Here is a 22,062-nt window from a genome sequence, read left to right as displayed (position 1 = left end):
GGGCGATCGAACACTGGCGGTTGGAAAACGTGCCGCGTCAGGAGGCTATCCCTCTGGATGAAAACACGCCGGCATTCTCAAAGGAGCCATGGTGAGCTATGATTAGCCGCTATTTTTTGTTAGCTCCATTTTTATCAGTCACTATCGAGGTGTACCATTTTTACCCGAGTAGCCAACTTCTGTCGTAAGGTACTGACCCGCGATGACAAGCTGCCCCGCGACGACGCGGCGGCCGGCGATAAAAACGTAGTCCGCGAAGAGCGTGCCGCGGCGCCAAGCAGCCCTGCGCCGCAGCCGCGCGCCGCCGATAACGGCAGCAACGCCCCTGCCCGCCGCTCAACGCCGCGCAAGCGTCCGCCTTTTCCTCTCGCCGAGAGCAACGACTCGATGACCGTGATCCCGCGCGAACAGCACTCGATCTCCCGTAAAGACATCAGCGAAAATGCGCTGAAAGTGCTTTATCGCCTGAACAAGTCCGGCTACGAGGCTTATCTGGTCGGCGGCGGGGTGCGCGATCTGTTGCTCGGTAAAAAGCCGAAAGACTTCGACATCACCACCAACGCCACGCCGGAACAAGTGCGCAAACTGTTCCGCAACTGCCGCCTGGTCGGCCGCCGCTTCCGTCTGGCGCACGTGATGTTTGGGCCGGAGATCATCGAAGTGGCCACCTTCCGCGGTCACCACGAACAGAATCAGGAATCCGACAAGAATTCCTCCCAGCAGGCGCAAAACGGCATGCTGCTGCGCGACAACATCTTCGGTTCGATCGAGGAAGACGCCCAGCGCCGTGATTTCACCATCAACAGCCTGTACTACGGCGTGGCGGATTTCACCCTGCGCGATTACGTCGGCGGCCTGAACGATCTGAAACAAGGCGTGATCCGCCTGATCGGCGATCCGGAAACCCGCTACCGCGAAGATCCGGTGCGCATGCTGCGCGCGGTGCGCTTCGCCGCCAAGCTGGGCATGCGCATCAGCGAAGAGACCGCCGAGCCGATCCCGCGCCTGGCCTCGCTGCTGCATGAGATCCCGCCGGCGCGTCTGTTCGAAGAATCCCTCAAGCTGCTGCAGGCGGGTTACGGTTTCCAAACCTACCTGAAGCTGTGCGAATATCAGCTGTTCCAACCGCTGTTCCCGCTGATCGCCCGCAACTTCACGCCGAACCACGATACGCCGATGGAGCGCATTCTGGTGCAGGTGCTGAAGAACACCGATCATCGTCTGCAGAACGACATGCGCGTCAACCCGGCGTTCCTGTTCGCCGCCATGCTGTGGTACCCGCTGCTGGAGCACGCGCAGAAGCTGGCGCAGGAAAGCGGCCTGGCCTACTACGACGCCTTCGCGCTGGCGATGAACGATGTGCTCGACGAGCAGTGCCGCTCGTTGGCGATCCCGAAACGCATCACCACGCTGGTGCGCGATATCTGGCAGTTGCAGCTGCGCCTGTCTCGCCGTCAGGGCAAACGCGCGCACAAACTGATGGAACATCCGAAATTCCGCGCCGCCTATGATCTGCTGGCGCTGCGTGCGGAAGTGGAAGACAATCAGGAGATGCTGCGTCTGGCCGAGTGGTGGGGCGAGTTCCAGGACGCCACGCCGGCGCGACAGAAAGCCATGCTGAGCACCCTGGGCGACGATCCGGCGCCGCGCCGCGCGCGCCAACGCCGCCCTCGCCGCCGGGCACCGCGCAAAGAAGGGGCATAATGATCCGCGTTTATATCGCGCTGGGCAGCAACCTGGCGCAGCCGCTGCAACAGGTTAACGCCGCGCTGGAGGCGCTGGAGCATCTCCCGCGCACCCGGCTGGTCATCTGTTCTTCGTTTTACCGCACCAAGCCGCTGGGGCCGCAAAACCAGCCGGACTTTCTCAACGCGGTGGTGGCGCTGGATACCCTGTTGCCGCCCGAACAGCTGCTCGACCATACCCAGGCGATAGAACGCAATCAGGGGCGCGTGCGCAAGGATGAGCGCTGGGGGCCGCGCACGCTCGATCTGGATATCATGCTGTACAGCGACAAGGTGATCCATACCGAGCGCCTGACGGTGCCGCATTACGGCCTGAAAGAGCGCGAATTCATGCTCTACCCGCTGGCGGAAATCGCCCCCGATCTGATTTTCCCCGATGGCGAACCGCTCGCCAGCTGCCTCAAGCGCGTGCCGGAAAACGGCATGGCGCTGTGGCATCAGCCAAAACCCAAGTCCTGACCCACCTACAGCGCCAACCGCGCTACAAATCCCCCCGCCGGGCGATTGGCGAAACTGACCTGCAAACCATGCAAGCCGGCGATACGCTGCACGATAGATAACCCCAGACCGCTGCCGGTTTGTTCCTGTCCCGGCGGGCGGTAGAAACGTTCTCCGAGCCGCGCCAGATGCTCCGTGGTGACACCCGGACCGTCGTCCGCCACCGTCAGCGAACGTTCGCTCAACGTCACGGTGACGACGCCGCCCTGCGGGGTATAGCGCACCGCGTTGTCCAGCAGATTGCGCAACAGCAACGACAGCAGCAAGGTTTCTCCCTGACGCGGCGGTGGCGTTCCCTGATGTTCATAGCGTAGCGTCACGCCCGCCGCATGGGCCTGCCGATCCTGCTCCGCCAGGGTCATCGTCACCAGATCGTTCCAGTCGACCGGCGCAAGTTCGGCCAGATCCGACAGCGAATCCAGCCGCGACAGCGTCAGCAGTTGATCCACCAGCCGGGTGGCGCGGTCGATGCCGAGCGTCAGATTGTCCAGCGCGTGCTCACGCATCGGCGCATCGTCCCCCGCCAGCTGCACCACTTCAGTCTGCACCCGCAGCGCCGCCAGCGGGCTGCGCAACTCGTGCGCGGCATCGGAGGTGAAGCGCCGCTCCCGCACCAGCAAAGCGTTGATGCGGGCGAACAGCGCATTGAGCGCATCCACCAGCGGGCGCACCTCGGTCGGCACCTGGCGCGCATCCAGCGGCGTGGCGTCATCGGGCGCGCGCCGGCGCAAACCGGCCGCCACCGCGCGCAGCGGCCGCAGCTCGCGCCCGACCATCAGCGCGATCAGCAGCATCAGCACCGGCAGCGTCGCCAGCCAGGGCACCAATTGGCCCGTCACCATGCCCAGCGCCATATCGCGCCGGTAATCCCACTCCTGCCCCACGACAATGCGATAGCGCCCGTCGGGGCTGGTCAGCCATACCAGACGCCAGCTGTCGTCATCGCCTTTGCGCTCGCCGTCGGTAAAACCTTCACGCTCCCCGTCAAACAGGAAATCAGCGCCGTTCTCGCCGTCGTTGAGCAGCATCTTGCCTTGGCGATCGAAGATGGCGAACGCCAGCGCGTCGTCGTCCTGCTCGCCGCGCTTGCCGTGATGCACCAGCTTCTTGGTTTTCGGCAGGCTGCGCGCGCTTTCATCGGCCAACAGATCGCCGAGGTTGGCGGTCGCCAGCCTTTTGGCGAACAGCATCTGTTGGGTGTCGAACACTTCGTTGATGGTGTTGCGCGACATCACCCAGGCCACCACGCTGGCGGTGCTCCAGGTCAGCAGCGCCAACAGGCTGAAGATCAGGATCAGGCGCAGCCGCAGGCTGAGACGCTTCACGGCGCATCCCCCAGCGTGTAACCCACGCCGTGGATGGTGCGGATGAAGCCGTTGCCCAGCTTGCGCCGCAGGTGGTGAATATGCACCTCCACCGCGTTGCTGCTCACGTCGTCGTCCCAGTTGTACAGTTTCTCCTGAATCAACGGCCGCGCCAGCACCCGCCCCTTGTTGTGCAGAAACAGCTCCAGCACCGCCAATTCGCGCGGCGTCAGCGTCACCGGTTCGCCGTTGCAGCTCACGCTGCGGGTGGCGCTGTCGAACACTACGTTGCCGTGCGTCAGCTGCGGCATCAGTTGGCCGTGACGACGCCGGATCAGCGCCTGCAGGCGCGCCGCCACTTCGGCGAGCGCGAACGGCTTGCACAGATAATCGTCGGCGCCGCTTTGCAGCCCGCTGACCCGCTGCTCCAGCGCGTCGCGGGCGGTGAGGATCAGCACCGGCACGTCCTGCCCGGCCTGGCGCCATTGGCGCAGCAGATCCAGGCCGTCGAGGCCCGGCAGGCTGAGATCGAGGATCACCGCGTCGTACGGCGCACTGTCCAGCGCATTTTTGCCGACGGCGCCGTCGGTGAACCAGTCCAGGTTGAAGCCGAGTTTGGTCAGCCCGGCCTTGATGCCGTCACCGATCAGTTTGTCATCTTCGATCAACAGAATTCGCATGAGTATCCCTTTTGAGTCTTGGCGCCATTGCACCACAAGGTTCTTAAGAACCGCTTAAGCATGGCGATCCGCGCTACCCACCCCGATCGGGTTACAGTAGAATGGCTGCACTTTTTTGCAGCCTGGGCCTGCGTAAGCCGCACGGCCCGTTTCAGGAGACGTTGTGATGAAACCCACCACCGTGACCCATTTGCGCCAGTGGAAACAGGAGCAGCGCAAGTTTGCTACCCTTACCGCCTACGATGCCAGCTTTGCCAAACTGTTTGAAGAGCAAGGCATCAAAGTCCTGTTGGTGGGCGATTCGCTGGGCATGACGCTGCAGGGCCACGACTCCACGCTGCCGGTCACCGTCGCCGACGTGGCCTACCACACGCGCGCCGTGCGCCGCGGCGCGCCGGCCTGCCTGCTGCTGGCCGATCTGCCGTTCATGAGTTACGCCACCCCGGAACAGACCTTCGCCAACGCCGCCGAGCTGATGCGCGCCGGCGCCAACATGGTGAAACTGGAAGGCGGCAGCTGGCTGTGCGACACGGTGAAAATGCTCGCTGAACGCGCGGTACCGGTGTGCGGCCACCTGGGCCTGACGCCGCAGTCGGTCAACGTGTTCGGCGGCTATAAGGTGCAAGGGCGCGACGAACTGGCCGCCAAACAGCTGTTGCAGGACGCGCAGAATCTGGAACTGGCTGGCATTCAGCTGCTGGTGCTGGAATGCGTGCCGACCGAGCTGGCGCGCCAGATCACCGAAGCGCTGTCCATTCCGGTCATCGGCATCGGCGCCGGCAACGGCACCGACGGCCAGATCCTGGTGATGCATGACGCCTTCGGCATCACCGGCGGCCACACGCCGAAGTTCGCCAAGAACTTCCTGGCGCAGAGCGGCGATATCCGCACGGCGGTGCAGCATTACATTCAGGAAGTGGAGCAAGGCCTCTACCCGGCGGCTGAACACTCTTTTAACTAAGCGATGGTTCCAGGAGTCCCCCAATGATTATTATCGAAACCCTGCCGATGCTGCGTCAGCAGATCCGCCGCTGGCGCCAGGAAGGCAAACGCATCGCGCTGGTGCCGACCATGGGCAACCTGCACGACGGCCACATGACGCTGGTCGATGAAGCGCGCGCCCGCGCCGACGTGGTGGTGGTGAGCATCTTCGTTAACCCGATGCAGTTCGATCGGCCGGACGATCTGGCGCGCTACCCGCGCACGCTGCAGGAAGACAGCGAGAAGCTGACCCGCCGCGGCGTCGATCTGGTGTTTGCGCCGGCCCCGGCCGCGGTTTATCCGCAGGGCCTGGAGCAGCAGACCTACGTCGATGTGCCGGGCATCTCCACCATCCTGGAAGGCGCAAGCCGGCCGGGCCACTTCCGCGGCGTTTCCACCATCGTCAGCAAGCTGTTCAACCTGGTGCAGCCTGATTTGGCCTGTTTCGGCGAGAAGGATTACCAACAGCTGGCGCTGATCCGCAAAATGGTGGCGGACATGGGTTACGACATCGATATCGTCGGCGTGCCGACCGTGCGCGCCAAAGACGGCCTGGCCCTCAGCTCGCGCAACGGTTACCTGACCGCCGAAGAACGCAAGGTTGCGCCGCAGCTGAGCAAAATCATGAACGCGCTGGCGCAACAGTTGGCCAATGGCGAGCGCCAGGTCGAAACGCTGCTGGAGCAGACCGCCGAGCAGCTGCGCGCCGCCGGCTTTACGCCGGATGAGTTGTTTATTCGCGACGCCGACAGCCTGCAGCCGCTGACGGTGGACAGCCAGCGGGCGGTGGTGCTGATGGCCGCCTGGCTGGGCAAGGCGCGTCTTATCGACAACCAGCAGGTCGACCTGACGCTGTAAGCCGTTTTTTATACTGTCGTCACCCTGAAGCCCTGGCCATTGGTAGACAATGGCGAAGCAATCGGTGACGATAGAGATTGCAGGGATGCAGGAGAGATGTTCAACCCCAGCGCCTGTGAAGGCCGATATTCAGTTAGGTAAAGCTATGATACGTACTATGCTGCAAGGCAAGCTGCATCGCGTCAAAGTCACTCAGGCTGACTTGCACTATGAAGGATCCTGCGCCATCGACCAGGATTTCCTGGAGGCCGCCGGCATTCTGGAATATGAAGCGATCGATATTTACAACGTGGATAACGGCCAGCGCTTCTCCACCTACGCCATCGCCGCCGAGCGCGGTTCGCGCATCATATCGGTCAACGGCGCCGCCGCGCGCTGCGCCTGCGTCGGCGACAAACTGATCATCTGCTCCTATGTGCAAATGACCGACGCCGACGCCCGCCAGCACCACCCGAAAGTCGCCTATTTCGAAGGTGACAACAACCTGCAGCGCAAGGCGAAAGCCGTGCCGGTTCAGGTCGCCTGACAATAAAACGGGCGCCTTGCGCGCCCGTTCTTCCTTATTGCACCACCACCGTGCCCGGCTTGTTGGCTATCCGATCCGCCATGGTCTGGATCGAGTCGGTGCGCAGAATATACAGCCGCTTCAGCGTATAGGGGTTATCCCCCGGCTTCACCTTGCCCTGCACCGTTGTCACCGCCAGATGGAACCCGGCGTCCTGCGCCGCCTGAATCGCCCGTTGGTTATAACCGCCGAACGGGTAGGACAGATACAGCACGTGCGGGTTGAACTGCGACAGCGCGCGGCGCGAGCGCTCAAAATCGAACTCGATATTGTGCAGCGAACGGCTCAGCAAAATCGGCTGGCGATTGCCGTCGGTGCGGTGCAGGAAATGGGTATGCGACTGCACGTCGAACACGTCCTGAATCTGCTTGAGCTCCGAGACGCTCATAAACTGCAGCGAGTCCGGGTTCCATTTCTGCGGGTGGCGTTTGATGCGCGAAGAGATGATGAACGCCGTGGCGCGGAAACCGTAATCCTTCAGCACCGGATAAGCGTAGCGATACACCGATTTCAGGCCGTCGTCAAAAGTCAGCACGATCGCCTTGCCCGGCAGGTTGATCTGATTTTTCAGGTAGGCTTCCAGCTGGTACAGCGAAATGGTGTCGTAGCCCGCCTGCTTCAGGTAGGTCATCTGGTTGCTGAACGCCACGTCTGAAGTGGTGGTCGAGGTGTGGCGGAAGCGTTTGTTCTCTTCGTTTTTCAGCAGGTGGTGGTAAGTCAGCACCGGTATGCCGTTATCGATCTCGCAGTCCAACTCATTAATGAACCCCAGCCGCTCGCCGATGTTGACCTCGTACCAGGTGTTGTTCAGGCGATCCTTCAGCTTGCCGATGATCGGATAGCGCAGGTTGCCTTCCAGCGTGCCCAAGACTTCGCTGTCCTTGTCCGCTGCGGTGTATACGTCGATCGTTTTTTGCGTGATCAGATTCTGGTTGGTCAGCGGTTTGTTCAGCTCGCCCAAATCGTCTTGCACCTTGCGCGACTTCTTCAATTCACGCACGTCGTCTTTATCGATAAAGCCGGTACCATGCCCAAATTTGAATTCGTAGTATTCCGCATCCGCCGGGAACACCTGGATCAGTTGCCCGCGCTTCACTTCCCCTACCGGGATCACATGCTCGCCCACCAACGCATAGACTTCGCTATCGCGCTGCGCTTCCATGTATTCAGATTTAACCGCGCTGTCTTCCGACAGCAGACTAGCCAGGCTCACAGGGGAAACCAACGACATCAGAATGCCGAGCAACCCAGCCGTTAACGTGTATTGAGACCGCATGATGATGTTCTGCTTACGAGTGCGTAATGACAAAAGTGGAGGAAATGTGGAGCGCCAGCATAGCACGATTTGAACAGCGGGGAACTAGCGGTTATTTGAGCAATTCTATTGATTTACGCGCCGCCTGCGCCAAATCAAGAAAAGCGCCCCCGCCGGGAAAGCGAGGGCGCGATACGATCAGCTGCGCAGGCCGCGGCCGCGCTCGATCAGGTACCAGGACAGCAGGTAAAACACCGCGATAAACGCCACCAGCACCGCCATGGTGAACGCCAGCGGCACATCGTTGATGCCGAGGAAACCGTAGCGGAAGCCGCTGATCATATAAACGATGGGGTTCAGCTTGGACACCGCCTGCCAGAATGGCGGCAGCAGCGACAGCGAGTAGAACACCCCGCCCAGGTAAGTCAGCGGCGTCAGCACGAAGGTCGGGATCAGGCTGATGTCGTCGAAAGTGGTGGCGAACACCGCATTGATCAGCCCCGCCAGCGAGAACAGGATCGCCGTCAGCAGCAGCGTCAGCGCAATCACCCACCAGGCATGCACCTGCAGCGGCACGAAGAACAGCGAAATGATGGTCACCAGCACGCCGACGCAGATGCCGCGCGCCACGCCGCCGCCGACATAGCCGGCGATCACCACGTGGGTCGGCACCGGCGCCACCAGCAGTTCCTCAATGTTGCGCTGAAACTTGGCGCTGAAGAACGACGAGGCGACGTTGGCATAGGAGTTGGTGATCACCGCCATCATGATAAGGCCGGGCACGATGAACTGCATGTAGCTGAAGCCGTGCATATCGCCGATGCGCGAGCCGATCAGGTTACCGAAGATGATGAAGTACAGCGTCATAGTGATCACCGGCGGCACCAGGGTCTGGATCCAGATGCGCGCGAACCGGTTTACCTCTTTGGCCCAGATGCTCTGTAAGGCCACCCAATACAAACGCGTCATGCTTTCTCTCCATTGCCGTTAACCAGGGTGACAAACAGCTCTTCCAGGCGGTTCGCCTTATTGCGCATGCTCAGCACCTGCACGCCCTGCGCGCTCAGCTGGGCGAACAGGCCGTTCAGCCCTTGCTCGCGCATCACCTCCACTTCCAGCGTCGAGGTATCCGTCAGGCGGCTGTGGTAACCGTCCAGCTTCGGCAGCGGGCTCTTCGCCGCCAGATCGAGGATGAAGGTTTCCGACTTCAGCTTGGCCAGCAGCCCCTTCATCGAGGTGTTTTCCACCAGTTCCCCGTTCTGGATGATGCCGATGTTGCGGCACAGCATTTCCGCCTCTTCCAGATAGTGGGTGGTGAGGATAATGGTGGTGCCCTGGGCGTTCAGCTCTTTCAGGAAGCCCCACATCGAGCGACGCAGCTCAATATCCACCCCGGCGGTCGGCTCATCGAGAATCAGCAGCTTCGGCTGATGCATCAACGCGCGGGCGATCATCAGGCGGCGCTTCATGCCGCCGGACAGCATGCGGGCGCGCTCGTTGCGCTTGCCCCACAGATCCAGCTGATTGAGGTATTTTTCGGCGCGCGCCATCGCTTCACGCCGCGTGACGCCGTAGTAACCCGCCTGGTTCACCACGATCTGCAACACGGTCTCAAACGGGTTGAAGTTGAACTCCTGCGGCACCAGGCCGAGCTGGCGCTTGGCGTTGACGATGTCTTTATCGATGTCGTAACCGAACACCCGCACGCTGCCGGCGGTTTTGTTCACCAGCGAGCTGATGATGCCGATGGTGGTGGACTTTCCGGCGCCGTTTGGCCCCAGCAGGGCATAAAAGTCCCCCGCTTCGACGCTCAGGTCGATGCCGCGCAGCGCCTTGACGCCACCGGCGTAAGTCTTGGTCAGCTGCGCTAATTCCAGTGCATAATTCATATGTAAAATAGTACCTTATAACGATGAGTATGCCGCCGCGCCCCTGTTTGCGAGGCTTGAAACACTAACAATAATCCTAGCATCGACGGCGTTTTCACTGCGTCGAATCCGTGCGGTAAATGCGGCTGCACCACTGTTCCGATTTCCAAATTGTGACGCTTACCCTATATTACCCCAACGCAATCTGTCCGTTACGGGTCAATCACCTTCATGAAAGAAATCGAAGAGCTTATCGCCAACAACCAGGCCTGGTCGGCCAATATCAGTCAGGAAGACCCGGAATTTTTCGAACGTTTAGCCCAGGCGCAAAAGCCCCGCTTCTTATGGATTGGTTGCTCTGACAGCCGCGTTCCCGCAGAACGCCTGACCGGCCTCGAGCCGGGTGAACTGTTCGTCCATCGCAACGTGGCGAACCTCGTGATCCACACCGATCTTAACTGCCTGTCGGTGGTGCAGTATGCGGTAGATGTGCTGGAAGTCGAACACATCATCATCTGCGGCCACCTGGGCTGCGGCGGCGTGCAGGCGGCGGTGGAAAACCCGGAGCTGGGATTGATCGACAACTGGCTGCTGCACATTCGCGATCTGTGGTACAAGCACAGCTCGCTGCTGGGCGAGCTGCCGCCGGAACAGCGTTTCGACATGCTGTGCGAGATCAACGTCATTGAACAGGTGTACAACCTGGGCCACTCCACCATCATGCAGTCCGCCTGGAAGCGCGGCCAGAAGGTGATGATCCACGGTTGGGTGTACGGCATTCAGGACGGCCGTCTGCGCGATATGGAAGTGCTGGCGACCAGCCGCGAGAGCCTGGAGATGGGCTACCGCAAAGCGATAGCCAAACTGAAGCAGGATAAAGGCGTATAACCCCGCCGCGGGCGCGGCTTGCCGCGCCCCACATCCAATTACTCGTCCAGCAGCACCACTTTGCCGACGTACGGCAGGTGACGGTAGCGCTGAGCGTAGTCGATGCCATACCCCACCACGAACTCATCCGGGATCGAGAAGCCGACATATTCGACCGGCACCTGCACTTCACGGCGCTCAGGTTTGTCCAGCAAGGTGCAAATCGCCAGCGATTTCGGCCCGCGCAGCGCCAAAATCTCGCGCACTTTGTTCAGCGTGTTGCCGGAATCGATGATGTCTTCCACGATCAACACGTCTTTGCCGCGAATGTCTTCGTCCAGATCCTTGAGGATCTTCACGTCGCGGGTGGTGGACATGCCGCTGCCGTAGCTGGAGGCGGTCATAAAGTCGACTTCGTGCGGCACCTCGATCGCGCGGCAGAGATCGGCCATGAACATGAAGGAGCCGCGCAGCAGCCCGACCAGCACCATGTCGCTGCCGCTGTCGCGGTAATGTTCGGTGATCTGGCGGCCAATTTCGGCGATACGGGTCTTAACTTCCTGCTCGGAAATCATTACGTCTACAGTGTGTTTCATAGTATTCAGGTCAGTTGCCGGAAGAAAGGCGCAGAGTTTAGCATAGCCTTTCGCCGGTGGCGACGCGAGCGCACCGCCACCTGAGCGATGGACCGCGATCAGTCGTCGACGGTAAAGCCCATCATCATGCCGGTATCTTCGTGTTCCAACAGGTGGCAGTGGGCCATATACGCATGTTCGCTACTTGCCGGATGATCGAAGCGCACCAGCACTTCGCTGCGCCACCCTTCGACGCGCACCGTGTCCTTCCAGCCGCTGCGATGCGCCGCCGGCGGTTTGCCGTTTTCCGACAAGATACGGAACTGGGTGCCGTGAATGTGGAACGGGTGCAACATCATGTCGCCCTCACCGGAAATGGTCCATTTCTCATACTGGCCCCGTTTGGCGGCGAACATCGGCTTGGTCATATCGAAGGCCTTGCCGTTGATCATGTTGCCGTGGCCGAAGTCGAACGGTTTGGCTTTGCTCTGCGCGCCGCCGTGATCCATCCCGGCCATCTTGCCATGATCCATGCCCTTCATGTTGCCGTGGTCCATGCCCTGCATGCCGCCCTTTTCCATGCCTTTCATGTCTCCAGCGCCCGTCGCGCCATGATTCATGCTCATGCCGGCCATCGCCTGGTGACCATAACGATCCATCAGCGCCTGCATGCCGAGCCTATCCAGCTGCGGATCCATCATCAGCTGCAGCCAACGCTCCTGGATACCAGTGGTGGCAGGCAATGTCGGCAGCTTCACCAGGCTGTCCGGCATGGTTTTGATACCCTGCGCCAACGACGGCTGAATGCGCAGCACCGGCAGCGGTTGATCGAACGGCGCCAACGTCATGCCCATCTGCTTCACCGGCAGCGTCACGATATCAAACGCTTTCCCGTCGGAGGCATCGACCAGCACTTCAAAGCGTTCGCCCATCAGCATCGGCAGCTCGGTCAGCTTCACCGGCTCCGCCAGGAAACCGCCGTCGCTGGCGATAGCATACAGCGGACGGTTGTCACTGGCCGCCAGATTCAACGAGCGGGCGTTGCAGCCGTTGAGAAAACGCAAACGCAGCCAGCCGCGCGGCGCCAGATGTTGCGGATACTGCGCGCCGTTGGTGAACATGCGATCGCCAAACCAGCCCACCGCCGCGCTCATCACGTCCAGGCGGTATTCGATCTGCGCGTCTTTGCCCAGCCGCTTATCCTGCAGGATCACCGGAATATCATCCTGCCCCCAGGTTTTCGGCAGCGGCAGTTTGGCGCTTTCATCGTCTTCCAGCAGTACCAACCCCGCCAGCCCCATCATCACCTGGCTGCCGGTTTTACCGTGCGTGTGCGGGTGGAACCAGCAGGTGGCCGCCGGTTGATCGACGGTGAAATTCACCGTGCGCGTCGCGCCGGGGTGGATCAGCGCCTGCGGGCCGCCATCGACGTCGCCGGGAATTTCCAGCCCGTGCCAGTGGACGGTACTGGCCTCCGCCAGGCTGTTTTTGATATCGACCGTCACCGGCTGGCCACGCTGCAGCTTCACCGCCGGCCCGAGCAGCGCGCCGTTGAATCCCCAGGTTTTGGTGGCGGCGCCGGGCAACCAGCGGGTTTCCCCCGCCTGCAGCGCCAGCGCAATCTTTCCCTGCGCGCCCGGCGTCAACAGCGGCGGTACCGGCAGGGCCGGCCGATCGGCCGCCCAGGCCGCCCGGCTCCATAACGGCAATGCGCTCGCCGCGCCCAGCGCAGCGGTTAATTTAATAAAATCACGGCGTAACATCGCTGACTCCCTTTTCTCAGTGACATAACTCAATGCCGCCAGCCTAAACCTTCCCCCAGGCGGAAGGTCAAGCCTTTCCTGGCGGTATTTTAAGCTATGCCTCACAATCAGAGAGTGTGACTGACACACGCGATGCCGGCCCGGCAGCAATAAAATTTGGTGCCTTTACAGGCAAGTGTGGTAACGTCAACAGACGACAAACAGGCCTATTTCATGATGAAAAAAACAACGTTATCGATGCTGTTGCTGGCGATGCTGGGCTTCTCCAACGCCAGTCTGGCGCTGAATGAATCCGAGGCGGAAGATCTGGCCGATCTGACGGCGGTATTTATTTATTTGAAAAATGATTGCGGCTACAACGATTTGCCAAATGTGCAAATCAAACGCGCTATCGTCTATTTCGCACAACAAAACCGCTGGGATTTGAGCAACTACAACAGCTTTAACATGAAGGCGCTGGGCGAAGACAGCTATCGCGATCTCAGCGGCATCGCCATTCCAACGCCGAAGAAGTGCAAATCGCTGGCGCGCGACTCGTTGAGCCTGCTGGCCTACGCCAACTAATTCCGCCCCTCTCCCCCACCCGCCTTTCGCTCTCTCTGTCTGAAATTCAACCGTGCATCGCCAGACAGAGTTAGCTATGATGTTGCGCCGATTTTTCATGGCTGTTATTACGGAGTTTCCCGCACATGACCCAGAAAGAAATTTGGTACGAAACGCTGCATACGGGCTTCGGCCAGTACTTCTCGGTAGAGAAGGTGCTGTACCGCGAGAAGACCGATCATCAGGATCTGGTGATCTTCGAGAACCCGGTGCTGGGGCGCGTGATGGCGCTCGACGGCGTGGTGCAAACCACCGAGCGTGACGAGTTCATCTATCACGAAATGCTGACCCACGTGCCGCTGCTGGCGCATGGCCAGGCGAAGAAAGTGCTGATCATCGGCGGCGGCGACGGCGGCATGCTGCGCGAAGTCAGCCGGCACCCAGGCGTGGAGCAGATCACCATGGTCGAGATCGACGCCGGCGTCGTCGAGTTCTGCCGCCAATACCTGCCCAACCACAGCGCCGGCGCCTATGACGATCCGCGCTTCAAGTTGGTGATCGACGACGGCGTCAACTTCGTGAATCAAACCCACGAAACGTTCGATGTGATCATCTCCGACTGCACCGATCCGATCGGCCCCGGCGAAAGCCTGTTCACCTCGGCGTTTTATGAAGGCTGCGCCCGCTGCCTGAATGAGGGCGGCATTTTCGTCGCGCAAAACGGCGTCTGCTTCCTGCAGCAGGACGAGGCGGTCAACAGCCACGCCAAACTGAGCCGCTACTTTAGCGACGTCAGCTTCTATCAGGCGGCGATCCCGACCTATTACGGCGGCATCATGACCTTTGCCTGGGCGAGCCAGAACCCGGCGCTGCGCCAGCGCGATCTGCCTACCCTGCAACAGCGCTTTAACCAAAGCGGCCTACACTGCCGTTATTACAACCCGGCAATTCACGTCGGCAGCTTTGCCCTGCCGCAATATTTGCTCAATGCCCTGAACGTAACACGTTAAGCGAGAAGATAAAGGAGGTGGCCCAAATTGCATAAGCTAAAACTGCACGGCTTCAACAACCTGACCAAGAGCCTGAGTTTTTGTATTTACGATATTTGTTACGCCAAAACCGCGGACGATCGCGATGGCTATATCGCCTACATAGACGAACAATATAACGCCAACCGGCTGACCGAGATCCTGAGCGAGACCTGCTCGATCATCGGCGCCAATATTCTGAACATCGCGCGTCAGGACTACGAGCCGCAGGGCGCCAGCGTCACCATCCTGGTCAGCGAAGAGCCGATCGATCCGAAAGACGTCGATACGTCGGAACACCCAGGCCCGCTGCCGAATACGGTCGTCGCGCACCTGGACAAAAGCCATATCTGCGTACATACCTACCCGGAAAGCCATCCGGAAGGCGGGCTATGCACCTTTCGCGCCGATATCGAGGTCTCGACCTGCGGCGTCATTTCGCCCCTCAAGGCGCTGAACTACTTAATTCACCAGCTGGAATCCGACATCGTCACCATGGACTATCGCGTGCGCGGTTTTACCCGCGACGTGAACGGCGTGAAACATTACATCGATCATGAGATCAATTCGATCCAGAACTTTATGTCGGAAGACATCAAGGCGCTGTACCACATGATGGACGTGAACGTTTACCAGGAAAATATCTTCCATACCAAGATGTTGCTGAAGGATTTCGATCTGAAGCACTACCTGTTTAACGCGGAGCCGGAGGCGTTGAGCGCCGCCGAGCGCAAGCAGATCACCGATCTGTTATGGAAAGAGATGCAGGAAATCTATTACGGCCGCAATATTCCGCATCTGTGATGGAAAGGGCGCGGCACGCCGCGCCCTGATGCTTAGTACTTCAGCATGAAAGAACGATAGGCCTTCAACACCCGCAGGAAGTCCTCAACGCCGCAGAATGAGAGGCTTTCTTCATCGTAGTAGTTCATCCCCTCTTCCATTTCATCGCCCTCGAACTCCAGCTGATTGGCGCGGATCATCACTTCTTCACCGTCCATCAGCAGCGTATATTCATGGCCTTCCAGCTGCCATTGACGCTCGCTGCCTTTGACCTCGGCCGCACCGGCTTCAATCCGGTCCAGCAGGTTGAAATCGCCTTTGACTTCTTCATTGATCCAGTGGCCAATCGCTTCATGCCCCATCGAAAATCTGACGATCACCTGACCGGTGACGTCACGCAGAAATTCGTAATCCATAGCATGCCCTCCTGAGCCCTTTTTCTTAGTGTAAACATAAATGGCTGACTAACTCAGTGAGCGCTCGCAAAGTTGGCAACTGAGCAAAATAAAACGGGAGGCCAAGGCCTCCCGTTAAACAGTTGCGCAATATAGCGGCTTACACGGCGGTTTGGAAGATCACGCCGTCGGCTTTTTCGGTGTACTGGCCCAGCTGGTCAAAGTTCAGGTAGCGGTAGGTATCCGCCGCCGTCTTGTCGACCTGCGCCATATAGGTCTGGTACTCGTCCGGCGTCGGCAGGCGGCCCAGCAGGGACGCTACCGCGGCCAGTTCGGCAGACGCCAGATAGACGTTGGCGCCGGTGCCCAGACGGTTCGGGAAGTTACGGGTTGAGGTGGAAACCACCGTCGCGCCGTCCGCCACGCGCGCCTGGTTGCCCATGCACAGCGAGCAGCCCGGGATCTCGATACGCGCGCCGCTCTTGCCGAAGACGCTGTAGTAGCCTTCTTCGGTCAGCTGAGCCGCATCCATCTTGGTTGGCGGCGCCACCCACAGACGGGTCGGCAGCTGGCCCTTGTGCTGATCCAGCAGCTTGCCGGCCGCGCGGAAGTGGCCGATGTTGGTCATGCAAGAACCGATGAATACCTCATCGATTTTGCTGTTGGCCACGTCGGACAGCAGGCGCGCGTCGTCAGGATCGTTCGGCGCGCACAGGATCGGCTCTTTGATCTCGTTCAGATCGATGTCGATCACCGCCGCGTATTCCGCATCCGCATCGCCTTCCAGCAGTTGCGGATCCGCCAGCCATTTTTCCATGCCCTGAATACGGCGCTCCAGCGTACGGCGATCGCCGTAGCCTTCGGAGATCATCCACTTCAGCAGCACGATGTTGGAGTTCAGGTACTCTTCGATCGGCGCCTTGTCCAGCTTGATGGTACAACCGGCGGCGGAACGTTCGGCGGACGCATCGGTCAGCTCAAACGCCTGCTCGACCTTCAGATCCGGCAGGCCTTCGATCTCCAGAATGCGGCCGGAGAAGATGTTTTTCTTGCCCTTCTTCTCGACGGTCAGCAGACCCTGCTGGATCGCGTAGTAAGGGATGGCGTGCACCAGATCGCGCAGGGTGATGCCCGGCTGCATTTTGCCTTTGAAGCGCACCAGCACCGACTCAGGCATATCCAGCGGCATCACGCCGGTCGCGGCGGCAAACGCCACCAGACCGGAACCGGCCGGGAAGGAGATGCCGATCGGGAAGCGGGTGTGGGAATCGCCGCCGGTGCCGACGGTGTCAGGGAGCAGCATGCGGTTCAGCCAGGAGTGGATCACGCCGTCGCCCGGACGCAGCGATACGCCGCCGCGGTTCATGATGAAGTCAGGCAGCGTGTGGTGCGTGGTCACGTCGACCGGTTTCGGGTACGCGGCGGTGTGGCAGAACGACTGCATGACCAGATCGGCGGAGAAGCCGAGGCAGGCCAGGTCTTTCAGCTCATCGCGGGTCATCGGGCCGGTGGTGTCCTGAGAGCCGACGGAGGTCATCTTCGGTTCGCAGTATTCGCCTGGGCGAATGCCAGCGACGCCGCAGGCGCGGCCAACCATTTTCTGCGCCAGCGAGAAGCCTTTGCTGCTGGCGGCTACCGGTTTGGCGATGCGGAACACGTCGCTGTGCGGCAGACCCAGCGCTTCGCGCGCCTTGGTGGTCAGGCCGCGGCCGATGATCAGCGGGATACGGCCGCCGGCGCGCACTTCATCCAGCAGCACGTCGGTTTTCAGCTCGAAGTTGGCGATCAGCGCGCCGGTTTCGTGGTTGCGCACTTCACCTTTGTACGGGTAAACGTCGATCACGTCGCCCATGTTCAGCTCGGACACATCCACTTCGATCGGCAAGGCGCCGGCATCTTCCATGGTGTTGAAGAAGATAGGCGCAATCTTGCCGCCCAGCACCACGCCGCCGCCGCGTTTGTTCGGCACGTGCGGGATGTCGTCGCCCATGAACCACAGCACCGAGTTGGTGGCGGATTTACGGGAGGAACCGGTGCCGACCACGTCGCCGACGTAGGCCAGCGGGAAGCCTTTCTTGTTCAGCAGCTCGATCTGTTTGATCGGGCCAACGCTGCCCGGCTGATCCGGCACGATGCCTTCACGTTCGTTTTTCAGCATCGCCAGCGCGTGCAGCGGGATGTCCGGGCGCGACCAGGCGTCCGGCGCCGGAGAAAGGTCGTCGGTGTTGGTTTCGCCGGTGACTTTGAACACGGTGACGGTGATCTTTTCCGCCAGCTCAGGGCGCGACAGATACCATTCGGCATCGGCCCAAGACTGCATGATCTGCTTGGCGTGCGGGTTGCCGGCCTTGGCCTTCTCTTCCACGTCGTAGAAGTTGTCGAACATCAGCAGCGTGTGGGACAGCGCTTTGGCGGCGATCGGCGCCAGCTTCTCGTTGTCCAGCGCTTCGATCAGCGGATGAATGTTATAGCCGCCCTGCATGGTGCCTAACAATTCAATGGCTTTCTCGGGGGTAACCAGGGGGGATGTCGCTTCACCTTTGGCGATGGCCGCCAGGAAACCTGCTTTGACGTAGGCGGCTTCGTCGACGCCCGGTGGAACACGGTTAATCAGCAGGTCTAACAGGAATTCTTCTTCGCCTTTTGGCGGATTCTTCAGTAGTTCGACCAGCGCGGCCATTTGGGTGGCGTCTAGCGGCTTAGGGGCGATGCCCTCAGCAGCACGCTCGGCTACGTGCTTACGGTATTCTTCTAGCACGACGTTCTCCTCGCTCTCATTGTCATTTATTGTGCCTGGCGTATATGCAAACCGGGTTTATACCCTTTGGGTTTCACTCTGTGGCTAGGCGATCGGCCCGTAAAGGCCCCGAAACGGTGACTGGGGCAAACAAGCGCGGTCAAACAGCGTTACAGCATGAAAGACTGATGGGTAGAGCGCACGGCGATATTGATGCCATCTATCCTGACGGGGCACTGCTGTCGATGTCCTGGACTGTAAGGTACAGTGCCCGGTTCCGCTCAGCCAGCATATCAGGATTTGAAACGGTTGTTAATTCGTTCACATAAAAGCAACATTAAATCTTTGCTGAATCGTTGAGCGCAGCGTAATCGGCTGCCGGACAAACAGGGTATTATATCCACATAATTAAAACGGATATAAGCATGAGGATCGGAATTTGGCGCAGCGGCCACAAAAAACCGTTTTGTGCATCTGGGCAAAAAAAAACGGCCCCTTCTCAGGAGCCGCTTGTTAACCGGTCAAGCCAGCAGAATTACTTCTTCTTGGCTTTCGGGTTAGGCAGGTCGGTGATGCTGCCTTCGTAGATTTCCGCCGCCAGGCCCACGGATTCGTGCAGGGTCGGGTGAGCGTGGATGGTCAGCGCGATGTCTTCCGCGTCGCAGCCCATCTCGATGGCCAGACCGATTTCACCCAGCAGTTCGCCGCCGTTGGTGCCGACAATCGCGCCACCGATGATGCGGTGAGTTTCTTTGTCGAAGATCAGTTTGGTCATGCCGTCTGCACAGTCGGAAGCGATCGCACGGCCGGAAGCCGCCCACGGGAAGGTGGAGGTTTCGTAGCTGATGCCTTTCTCTTTCGCTTCTTTCTCGGTCAGACCCACCCACGCCACTTCCGGCTCGGTGTAAGCGATGGATGGGATCACTTTCGGATCGAAGTAGTGCTTCATGCCGGCGATAACTTCTGCGGCAACGTGGCCTTCGTGCACGCCTTTGTGCGCCAGCATCGGCTGCCCGACGATGTCGCCGATGGCGAAGATGTGCGGCACGTTGGTGCGCAGCTGTTTGTCGACGTTGATGAAGCCACGCTCGTCAACTTCCACACCGGCTTTGCCGGCATCCAGCAGTTTGCCGTTCGGCACGCGGCCGATCGCCACCAGCACCGCGTCGTAACGCTGTGGTTCTGCCGGCGCTTTTTTACCTTCCATCGTGACGTAGATGCCGTCTTCTTTGGCTTCTACCGCGGTCACTTTGGTTTCCAGCATCAGGTTGAACTGCTTGCTGATACGTTTGGTGAAGACTTTCACCACGTCTTTATCTGCCGCCGGGATAACCTGATCGAACATTTCAACGACGTCGATCTGTGAACCCAGCGCATGGTATACGGTGCCCATTTCCAGGCCGATGATGCCGCCGCCCATAACCAGCAGACGCTCTGGGACGGTTTTCAGCTCCAGCGCATCGGTGGAATCCCACACGCGTGGATCTTCATGAGGAATGAATGGCAGTTGGATCGGACGAGAGCCTGCAGCGATGATGGCGTTGTCGAAGTTGATGGTGGTTGGGCCGTTTTCGCCTTCCACAACCAGGGTGTTAGCGCCGGTGAACTTGCCCAGGCCGTTGACCACTTTCACTTTACGGCCTTTCGCCATGCCAGCCAGACCGCCGGTCAGCTGAGTGATGACTTTTTCTTTCCAGACGCGCACTTTGTCGATGTCGGTTTTCGGCTCACCGAAAACGATGCCGTGTTCGGCCAGCGCTTTGGCTTCTTCGATCACTTTGGCAACGTGCAGCAGTGCTTTGGAAGGGATACATCCCACGTTCAGGCAAACCCCGCCCAGAGTGGAATAACGTTCAACCAGAACGGTTTCAAGACCTAAGTCAGCGCAACGAAAGGCTGCAGAGTAACCTGCCGGGCCCGCCCCAAGTACCACGACCTGAGTTTTAATTTCAGTACTCATCATGACCTCTTAATTGATTGTCCGGCGGGTCAGACGTCATTTTTATTGCTAATCGATCTCATAACGCCCTTCATCCACCGGGACGCTTACACCGCGAGCAGTTTACAGAATTGTTAATAATCTGCAAAGCGTGTTCGAGTGACCCGTGTCTCAACAATTTTGTCGAGTTATGCAAAATCCGACAAAACTGCTACAGAATCGTCAGGGGCGCAGCATGCTGCGCCCCTTTTGCATTACATCACCAGACGGCGAATGTCGGACAACATGTTGTTGATGATGGTGATGAAGCGCGCACCATCGGCACCGTCGATAACGCGGTGGTCGAAGGACAGCGACATCGGCATCATCAGGCGCGGCATGAACTCTTTACCGTTCCAGACCGGCTCCATCGCAGACTTGGAGACGCCCAGGATAGCCACTTCCGGCGCGTTGACGATCGGCGCGAAGTGAGTCGTCCCGATGCCGCCCAGGCTGGAGATGGTGAAGCAGCCGCCCTGCATCTCGCCCGCGGTCAGCTTGCCGTCGCGCGCTTTCTTGGAGATGGTCATCAGCTCGCGAGACAACTCGGTGATGCTCTTCTTGTTCACGTCCTTGAACACCGGAACCACCAGGCCGTTCGGGGTATCTACCGCCACGCCGATGTTGATGTATTTCTTCAGCGTCAGCTTCTGGCCATCTTCGGACAGCGAGCTGTTGAAGCGCGGCATCTGCTCCAGAGCGGCAGCAACGGCTTTCATGATGAACACGACAGGCGTGAACTTCACGTCCAGCTTGCGCTTGGCCGCTTCTTCGTTCTGCTGCTTGCGGAACGCTTCCAGATCGGTGATGTCGGTTTTGTCGAAGTGAGTCACGTGCGGGATCATCACCCAGTTGCGGCTCAGGTTCGCGCCAGAGATCTTCTGGATGCGGCCCATCTCGACTTCTTCGATCTCGCCGAACTTGCTGAAGTCCACTTTCGGCCATGGCAGCATGCCCGGCAGACCGCCGCCGGCAGCAGCCGGAGCCGCTTCAGCGCGTTTCACCGCGTCTTTCACGTAAGCCTGAACGTCTTCGCGCAGGATGCGGCCTTTACGACCGGTGCCTTTCACTTTCGCCAGGTTAACGCCGAATTCGCGCGCCAGACGACGAATGACCGGGGTCGCGTGCACGTAGGCCGCGTTCTCGGCGAACTCGCCTTTGTCTTCAGCTTTCGCAGCCGGCGCGGCGGCTTTAGCGGCGGCCGGCGCCGGCGCAGCGTCCGCTTTAGCGGCTGGAGCGGCGGCAGCGGCAGGCGCAGCGCCTTCCACTTCGAACACCATGATCAGGGAGCCGGTTTTCACTTTATCGCCGGTCGCGATCTTGATCTCTTTCACGGTGCCCGCGAACGGCGCTGGCACTTCCATGGAGGCCTTGTCGCCTTCCACGGTGATCAGAGACTGCTCGGCGGCAACCTTGTCGCCCACCTTGACCATCACCTCGGTCACTTCGACTTCGTCACCGCCGATGTCCGGCACGGCGACGTCTTTGGCCGCAGAGGCCGCAGGCGCTGCAGCGGCAGCCGGTGCTTCAGCCGCAGCCGGGGCCGCAGCGGAAGCGGCGCCAGCCACTTCGAACACCATGATCAGGGAACCGGTTTTCACTTTGTCGCCGGTCGCGATCTTGATCTCTTTCACGGTGC

General features: G+C 59.9%; 20 protein-coding genes and 1 pseudogene. 10 read left to right on the top strand and 11 right to left on the bottom strand.

What is annotated here, in order from left to right; translation table 11 throughout:
- From ADK28_RS33015 to folK, 3 genes and pseudogenes are all read left to right on the top strand, one after another.
- A pseudogene (locus tag ADK28_RS33015) lies at positions 1–95 on the top strand (tRNA glutamyl-Q(34) synthetase GluQRS); the annotation flags it as partial.
- A gap of 61 nt (positions 96–156) precedes the next feature.
- Positions 157–1,704, top strand: a complete 1,548-nt coding sequence (gene pcnB / locus ADK28_RS14970) for a polynucleotide adenylyltransferase PcnB (protein ID WP_075202077.1) — start codon at positions 157–159, stop codon at positions 1,702–1,704.
- Positions 1,704–2,204, top strand: coding sequence for a 2-amino-4-hydroxy-6-hydroxymethyldihydropteridine diphosphokinase (gene folK / locus ADK28_RS14965; RefSeq protein WP_048795995.1), 501 nt, complete (start codon positions 1,704–1,706; stop codon positions 2,202–2,204). Before pcnB ends, folK begins: the two co-directional genes overlap by 1 nt.
- 5 nt (positions 2,205–2,209) lie before the next feature.
- On the opposite strand, the gene qseC is transcribed toward folK, so the two are convergent.
- Together qseC and qseB are read right to left on the bottom strand one after the other, a co-directional pair.
- Complete coding sequence (gene qseC / locus ADK28_RS14960; protein WP_033639409.1) at positions 2,210–3,568, bottom strand: quorum sensing histidine kinase QseC; 1,359 nt, start codon at positions 3,566–3,568, stop codon at positions 2,210–2,212.
- Positions 3,565–4,227 carry a quorum sensing response regulator transcription factor QseB gene (gene qseB, locus ADK28_RS14955; protein ID WP_033639407.1) on the bottom strand — a complete coding sequence of 221 codons (663 nt, stop codon included), beginning with the start codon at positions 4,225–4,227 and terminating at the stop codon, positions 3,565–3,567. Before qseB ends, qseC begins: the two co-directional genes overlap by 4 nt.
- Positions 4,228–4,393: 166 nt before the next feature.
- On the opposite strand from qseB, the gene panB reads away from it, so the two are divergent.
- The 3 genes from panB to panD all read left to right on the top strand — a co-directional run bounded on the left by panB (position 4,394) and on the right by panD (position 6,592).
- Entirely contained in the window at positions 4,394–5,188 is a 795-nt protein-coding gene (panB, locus tag ADK28_RS14950) for a 3-methyl-2-oxobutanoate hydroxymethyltransferase (protein WP_004937548.1), read from the top strand.
- Positions 5,189–5,211: 23 nt separating this feature from the next.
- A complete protein-coding gene (panC, locus tag ADK28_RS14945; RefSeq protein ID WP_033639404.1) occupies positions 5,212–6,066 on the top strand; it encodes a pantoate--beta-alanine ligase in 855 nt (284 codons plus the stop codon).
- A 145-nt stretch (positions 6,067–6,211) separates the two neighbouring features.
- Positions 6,212–6,592 (top strand): aspartate 1-decarboxylase, encoded by a 381-nt coding sequence (panD, locus tag ADK28_RS14940; protein ID WP_004937544.1) that lies wholly within the window; start codon positions 6,212–6,214, stop codon positions 6,590–6,592.
- A 34-nt stretch (positions 6,593–6,626) separates the two neighbouring features.
- Here panD and ADK28_RS14935 read toward each other — a convergent pair whose 3' ends face one another.
- The 3 genes from ADK28_RS14935 to ADK28_RS14925 form a co-directional block, all read right to left on the bottom strand.
- Positions 6,627–7,907, bottom strand: a complete 1,281-nt coding sequence (locus ADK28_RS14935; RefSeq protein ID WP_028127378.1) for a polysaccharide deacetylase family protein — start codon at positions 7,905–7,907, stop codon at positions 6,627–6,629.
- 177 nt (positions 7,908–8,084) lie between these two features.
- Positions 8,085–8,855 carry an ABC transporter permease gene (locus ADK28_RS14930; RefSeq protein WP_004937535.1) on the bottom strand — a complete coding sequence of 257 codons (771 nt, stop codon included), beginning with the start codon at positions 8,853–8,855 and terminating at the stop codon, positions 8,085–8,087.
- Positions 8,852–9,775, bottom strand: a complete 924-nt coding sequence (locus ADK28_RS14925; protein ID WP_015379030.1) for an ABC transporter ATP-binding protein — start codon at positions 9,773–9,775, stop codon at positions 8,852–8,854. Before ADK28_RS14925 ends, ADK28_RS14930 begins: the two co-directional genes overlap by 4 nt.
- Before the next feature lie 210 nt (positions 9,776–9,985).
- Between ADK28_RS14925 and can the strand changes: the two genes are divergently transcribed.
- Positions 9,986–10,642, top strand: a complete 657-nt coding sequence (gene can, locus ADK28_RS14920; protein ID WP_016930066.1) for a carbonate dehydratase — start codon at positions 9,986–9,988, stop codon at positions 10,640–10,642.
- 38 nt (positions 10,643–10,680) lie between these two features.
- Here the strand turns inward: can and hpt are convergent, their stop codons facing one another.
- Both hpt and cueO read right to left on the bottom strand, forming a co-directional pair.
- Positions 10,681–11,217 (bottom strand): hypoxanthine phosphoribosyltransferase, encoded by a 537-nt coding sequence (gene hpt / locus ADK28_RS14915; protein ID WP_075202076.1) that lies wholly within the window; start codon positions 11,215–11,217, stop codon positions 10,681–10,683.
- Positions 11,218–11,315: 98 nt separating this feature from the next.
- On the bottom strand, positions 11,316–12,959 hold the full coding sequence (gene cueO / locus ADK28_RS14910) for a multicopper oxidase CueO (RefSeq protein WP_048795993.1): 1,644 nt from the start codon (positions 12,957–12,959) through the stop codon (positions 11,316–11,318).
- Positions 12,960–13,175: 216 nt separating this feature from the next.
- Here cueO and ADK28_RS14905 point away from each other — a divergent pair, with 216 nt between their 5' ends.
- The 3 genes from ADK28_RS14905 (at position 13,176) to speD (ending at position 15,334) form a co-directional block, all read left to right on the top strand.
- The gene (locus ADK28_RS14905) at positions 13,176–13,523 is read left to right on the top strand and encodes a YacC family pilotin-like protein (protein WP_033634347.1); all 348 of its coding nucleotides are present in this window, start codon (positions 13,176–13,178) and stop codon (positions 13,521–13,523) included.
- Positions 13,524–13,648: 125 nt separating this feature from the next.
- Positions 13,649–14,512, top strand: a complete 864-nt coding sequence (gene speE / locus ADK28_RS14900) for a polyamine aminopropyltransferase (RefSeq protein ID WP_033639402.1) — start codon at positions 13,649–13,651, stop codon at positions 14,510–14,512.
- 27 nt (positions 14,513–14,539) lie between these two features.
- Positions 14,540–15,334 carry an adenosylmethionine decarboxylase gene (gene speD, locus ADK28_RS14895; RefSeq protein ID WP_004937510.1) on the top strand — a complete coding sequence of 265 codons (795 nt, stop codon included), beginning with the start codon at positions 14,540–14,542 and terminating at the stop codon, positions 15,332–15,334.
- Between the two features lie 32 nt (positions 15,335–15,366).
- On the opposite strand, the gene yacL is transcribed toward speD, so the two are convergent.
- The 4 genes from yacL to aceF all read right to left on the bottom strand — a co-directional run.
- Positions 15,367–15,729, bottom strand: a complete 363-nt coding sequence (yacL, locus tag ADK28_RS14890; protein WP_016930072.1) for a protein YacL — start codon at positions 15,727–15,729, stop codon at positions 15,367–15,369.
- 139 nt (positions 15,730–15,868) lie between these two features.
- A complete protein-coding gene (acnB, locus tag ADK28_RS14885) occupies positions 15,869–18,466 on the bottom strand; it encodes a bifunctional aconitate hydratase 2/2-methylisocitrate dehydratase (RefSeq protein WP_004937504.1) in 2,598 nt (865 codons plus the stop codon).
- A gap of 514 nt (positions 18,467–18,980) precedes the next feature.
- Positions 18,981–20,405, bottom strand: a complete 1,425-nt coding sequence (lpdA, locus tag ADK28_RS14880) for a dihydrolipoyl dehydrogenase (RefSeq protein ID WP_004937500.1) — start codon at positions 20,403–20,405, stop codon at positions 18,981–18,983.
- Positions 20,406–20,638: 233 nt separating this feature from the next.
- On the bottom strand, positions 20,639–22,062 hold a 1,424-nt coding region (gene aceF / locus ADK28_RS14875), incomplete at its 5' end, for a pyruvate dehydrogenase complex dihydrolipoyllysine-residue acetyltransferase (RefSeq protein ID WP_048795992.1).

It is taken from the genome of Serratia sp. 506_PEND, from assembly GCF_001076875.1.
Taxonomy (GTDB): Bacteria; Pseudomonadota; Gammaproteobacteria; order Enterobacterales; family Enterobacteriaceae; genus Serratia; species Serratia marcescens.
The sequence above is the reverse complement of the archived record's forward strand: the minus strand, read 5'-3'. Positions and strand labels throughout refer to the sequence as shown.

Excerpts from the sequence above, each read along its gene's own strand:
- folK (WP_048795995.1), top strand. The coding sequence starts at position 1,704 with ATGATCCGCGTTTATATCGCGCTGGGCAGCAACCTGGCGCAGCCGCTG.
- qseB (WP_033639407.1), bottom strand. The coding sequence starts at position 4,227 with ATGCGAATTCTGTTGATCGAAGATGACAAACTGATCGGTGACGGCATC.
- panB (WP_004937548.1), top strand. The coding sequence starts at position 4,394 with ATGAAACCCACCACCGTGACCCATTTGCGCCAGTGGAAACAGGAGCAG.
- panC (WP_033639404.1), top strand. The coding sequence starts at position 5,212 with ATGATTATTATCGAAACCCTGCCGATGCTGCGTCAGCAGATCCGCCGC.
- panD (WP_004937544.1), top strand. The coding sequence starts at position 6,212 with ATGATACGTACTATGCTGCAAGGCAAGCTGCATCGCGTCAAAGTCACT.
- ADK28_RS14935 (WP_028127378.1), bottom strand. The coding sequence starts at position 7,907 with ATGCGGTCTCAATACACGTTAACGGCTGGGTTGCTCGGCATTCTGATG.
- ADK28_RS14930 (WP_004937535.1), bottom strand. The coding sequence starts at position 8,855 with ATGACGCGTTTGTATTGGGTGGCCTTACAGAGCATCTGGGCCAAAGAG.
- ADK28_RS14925 (WP_015379030.1), bottom strand. The coding sequence starts at position 9,775 with ATGAATTATGCACTGGAATTAGCGCAGCTGACCAAGACTTACGCCGGT.
- can (WP_016930066.1), top strand. The coding sequence starts at position 9,986 with ATGAAAGAAATCGAAGAGCTTATCGCCAACAACCAGGCCTGGTCGGCC.
- hpt (WP_075202076.1), bottom strand. The coding sequence starts at position 11,217 with ATGAAACACACTGTAGACGTAATGATTTCCGAGCAGGAAGTTAAGACC.
- cueO (WP_048795993.1), bottom strand. The coding sequence starts at position 12,959 with ATGTTACGCCGTGATTTTATTAAATTAACCGCTGCGCTGGGCGCGGCG.
- ADK28_RS14905 (WP_033634347.1), top strand. The coding sequence starts at position 13,176 with ATGAAAAAAACAACGTTATCGATGCTGTTGCTGGCGATGCTGGGCTTC.
- speE (WP_033639402.1), top strand. The coding sequence starts at position 13,649 with ATGACCCAGAAAGAAATTTGGTACGAAACGCTGCATACGGGCTTCGGC.
- yacL (WP_016930072.1), bottom strand. The coding sequence starts at position 15,729 with ATGGATTACGAATTTCTGCGTGACGTCACCGGTCAGGTGATCGTCAGA.
- lpdA (WP_004937500.1), bottom strand. The coding sequence starts at position 20,405 with ATGAGTACTGAAATTAAAACTCAGGTCGTGGTACTTGGGGCGGGCCCG.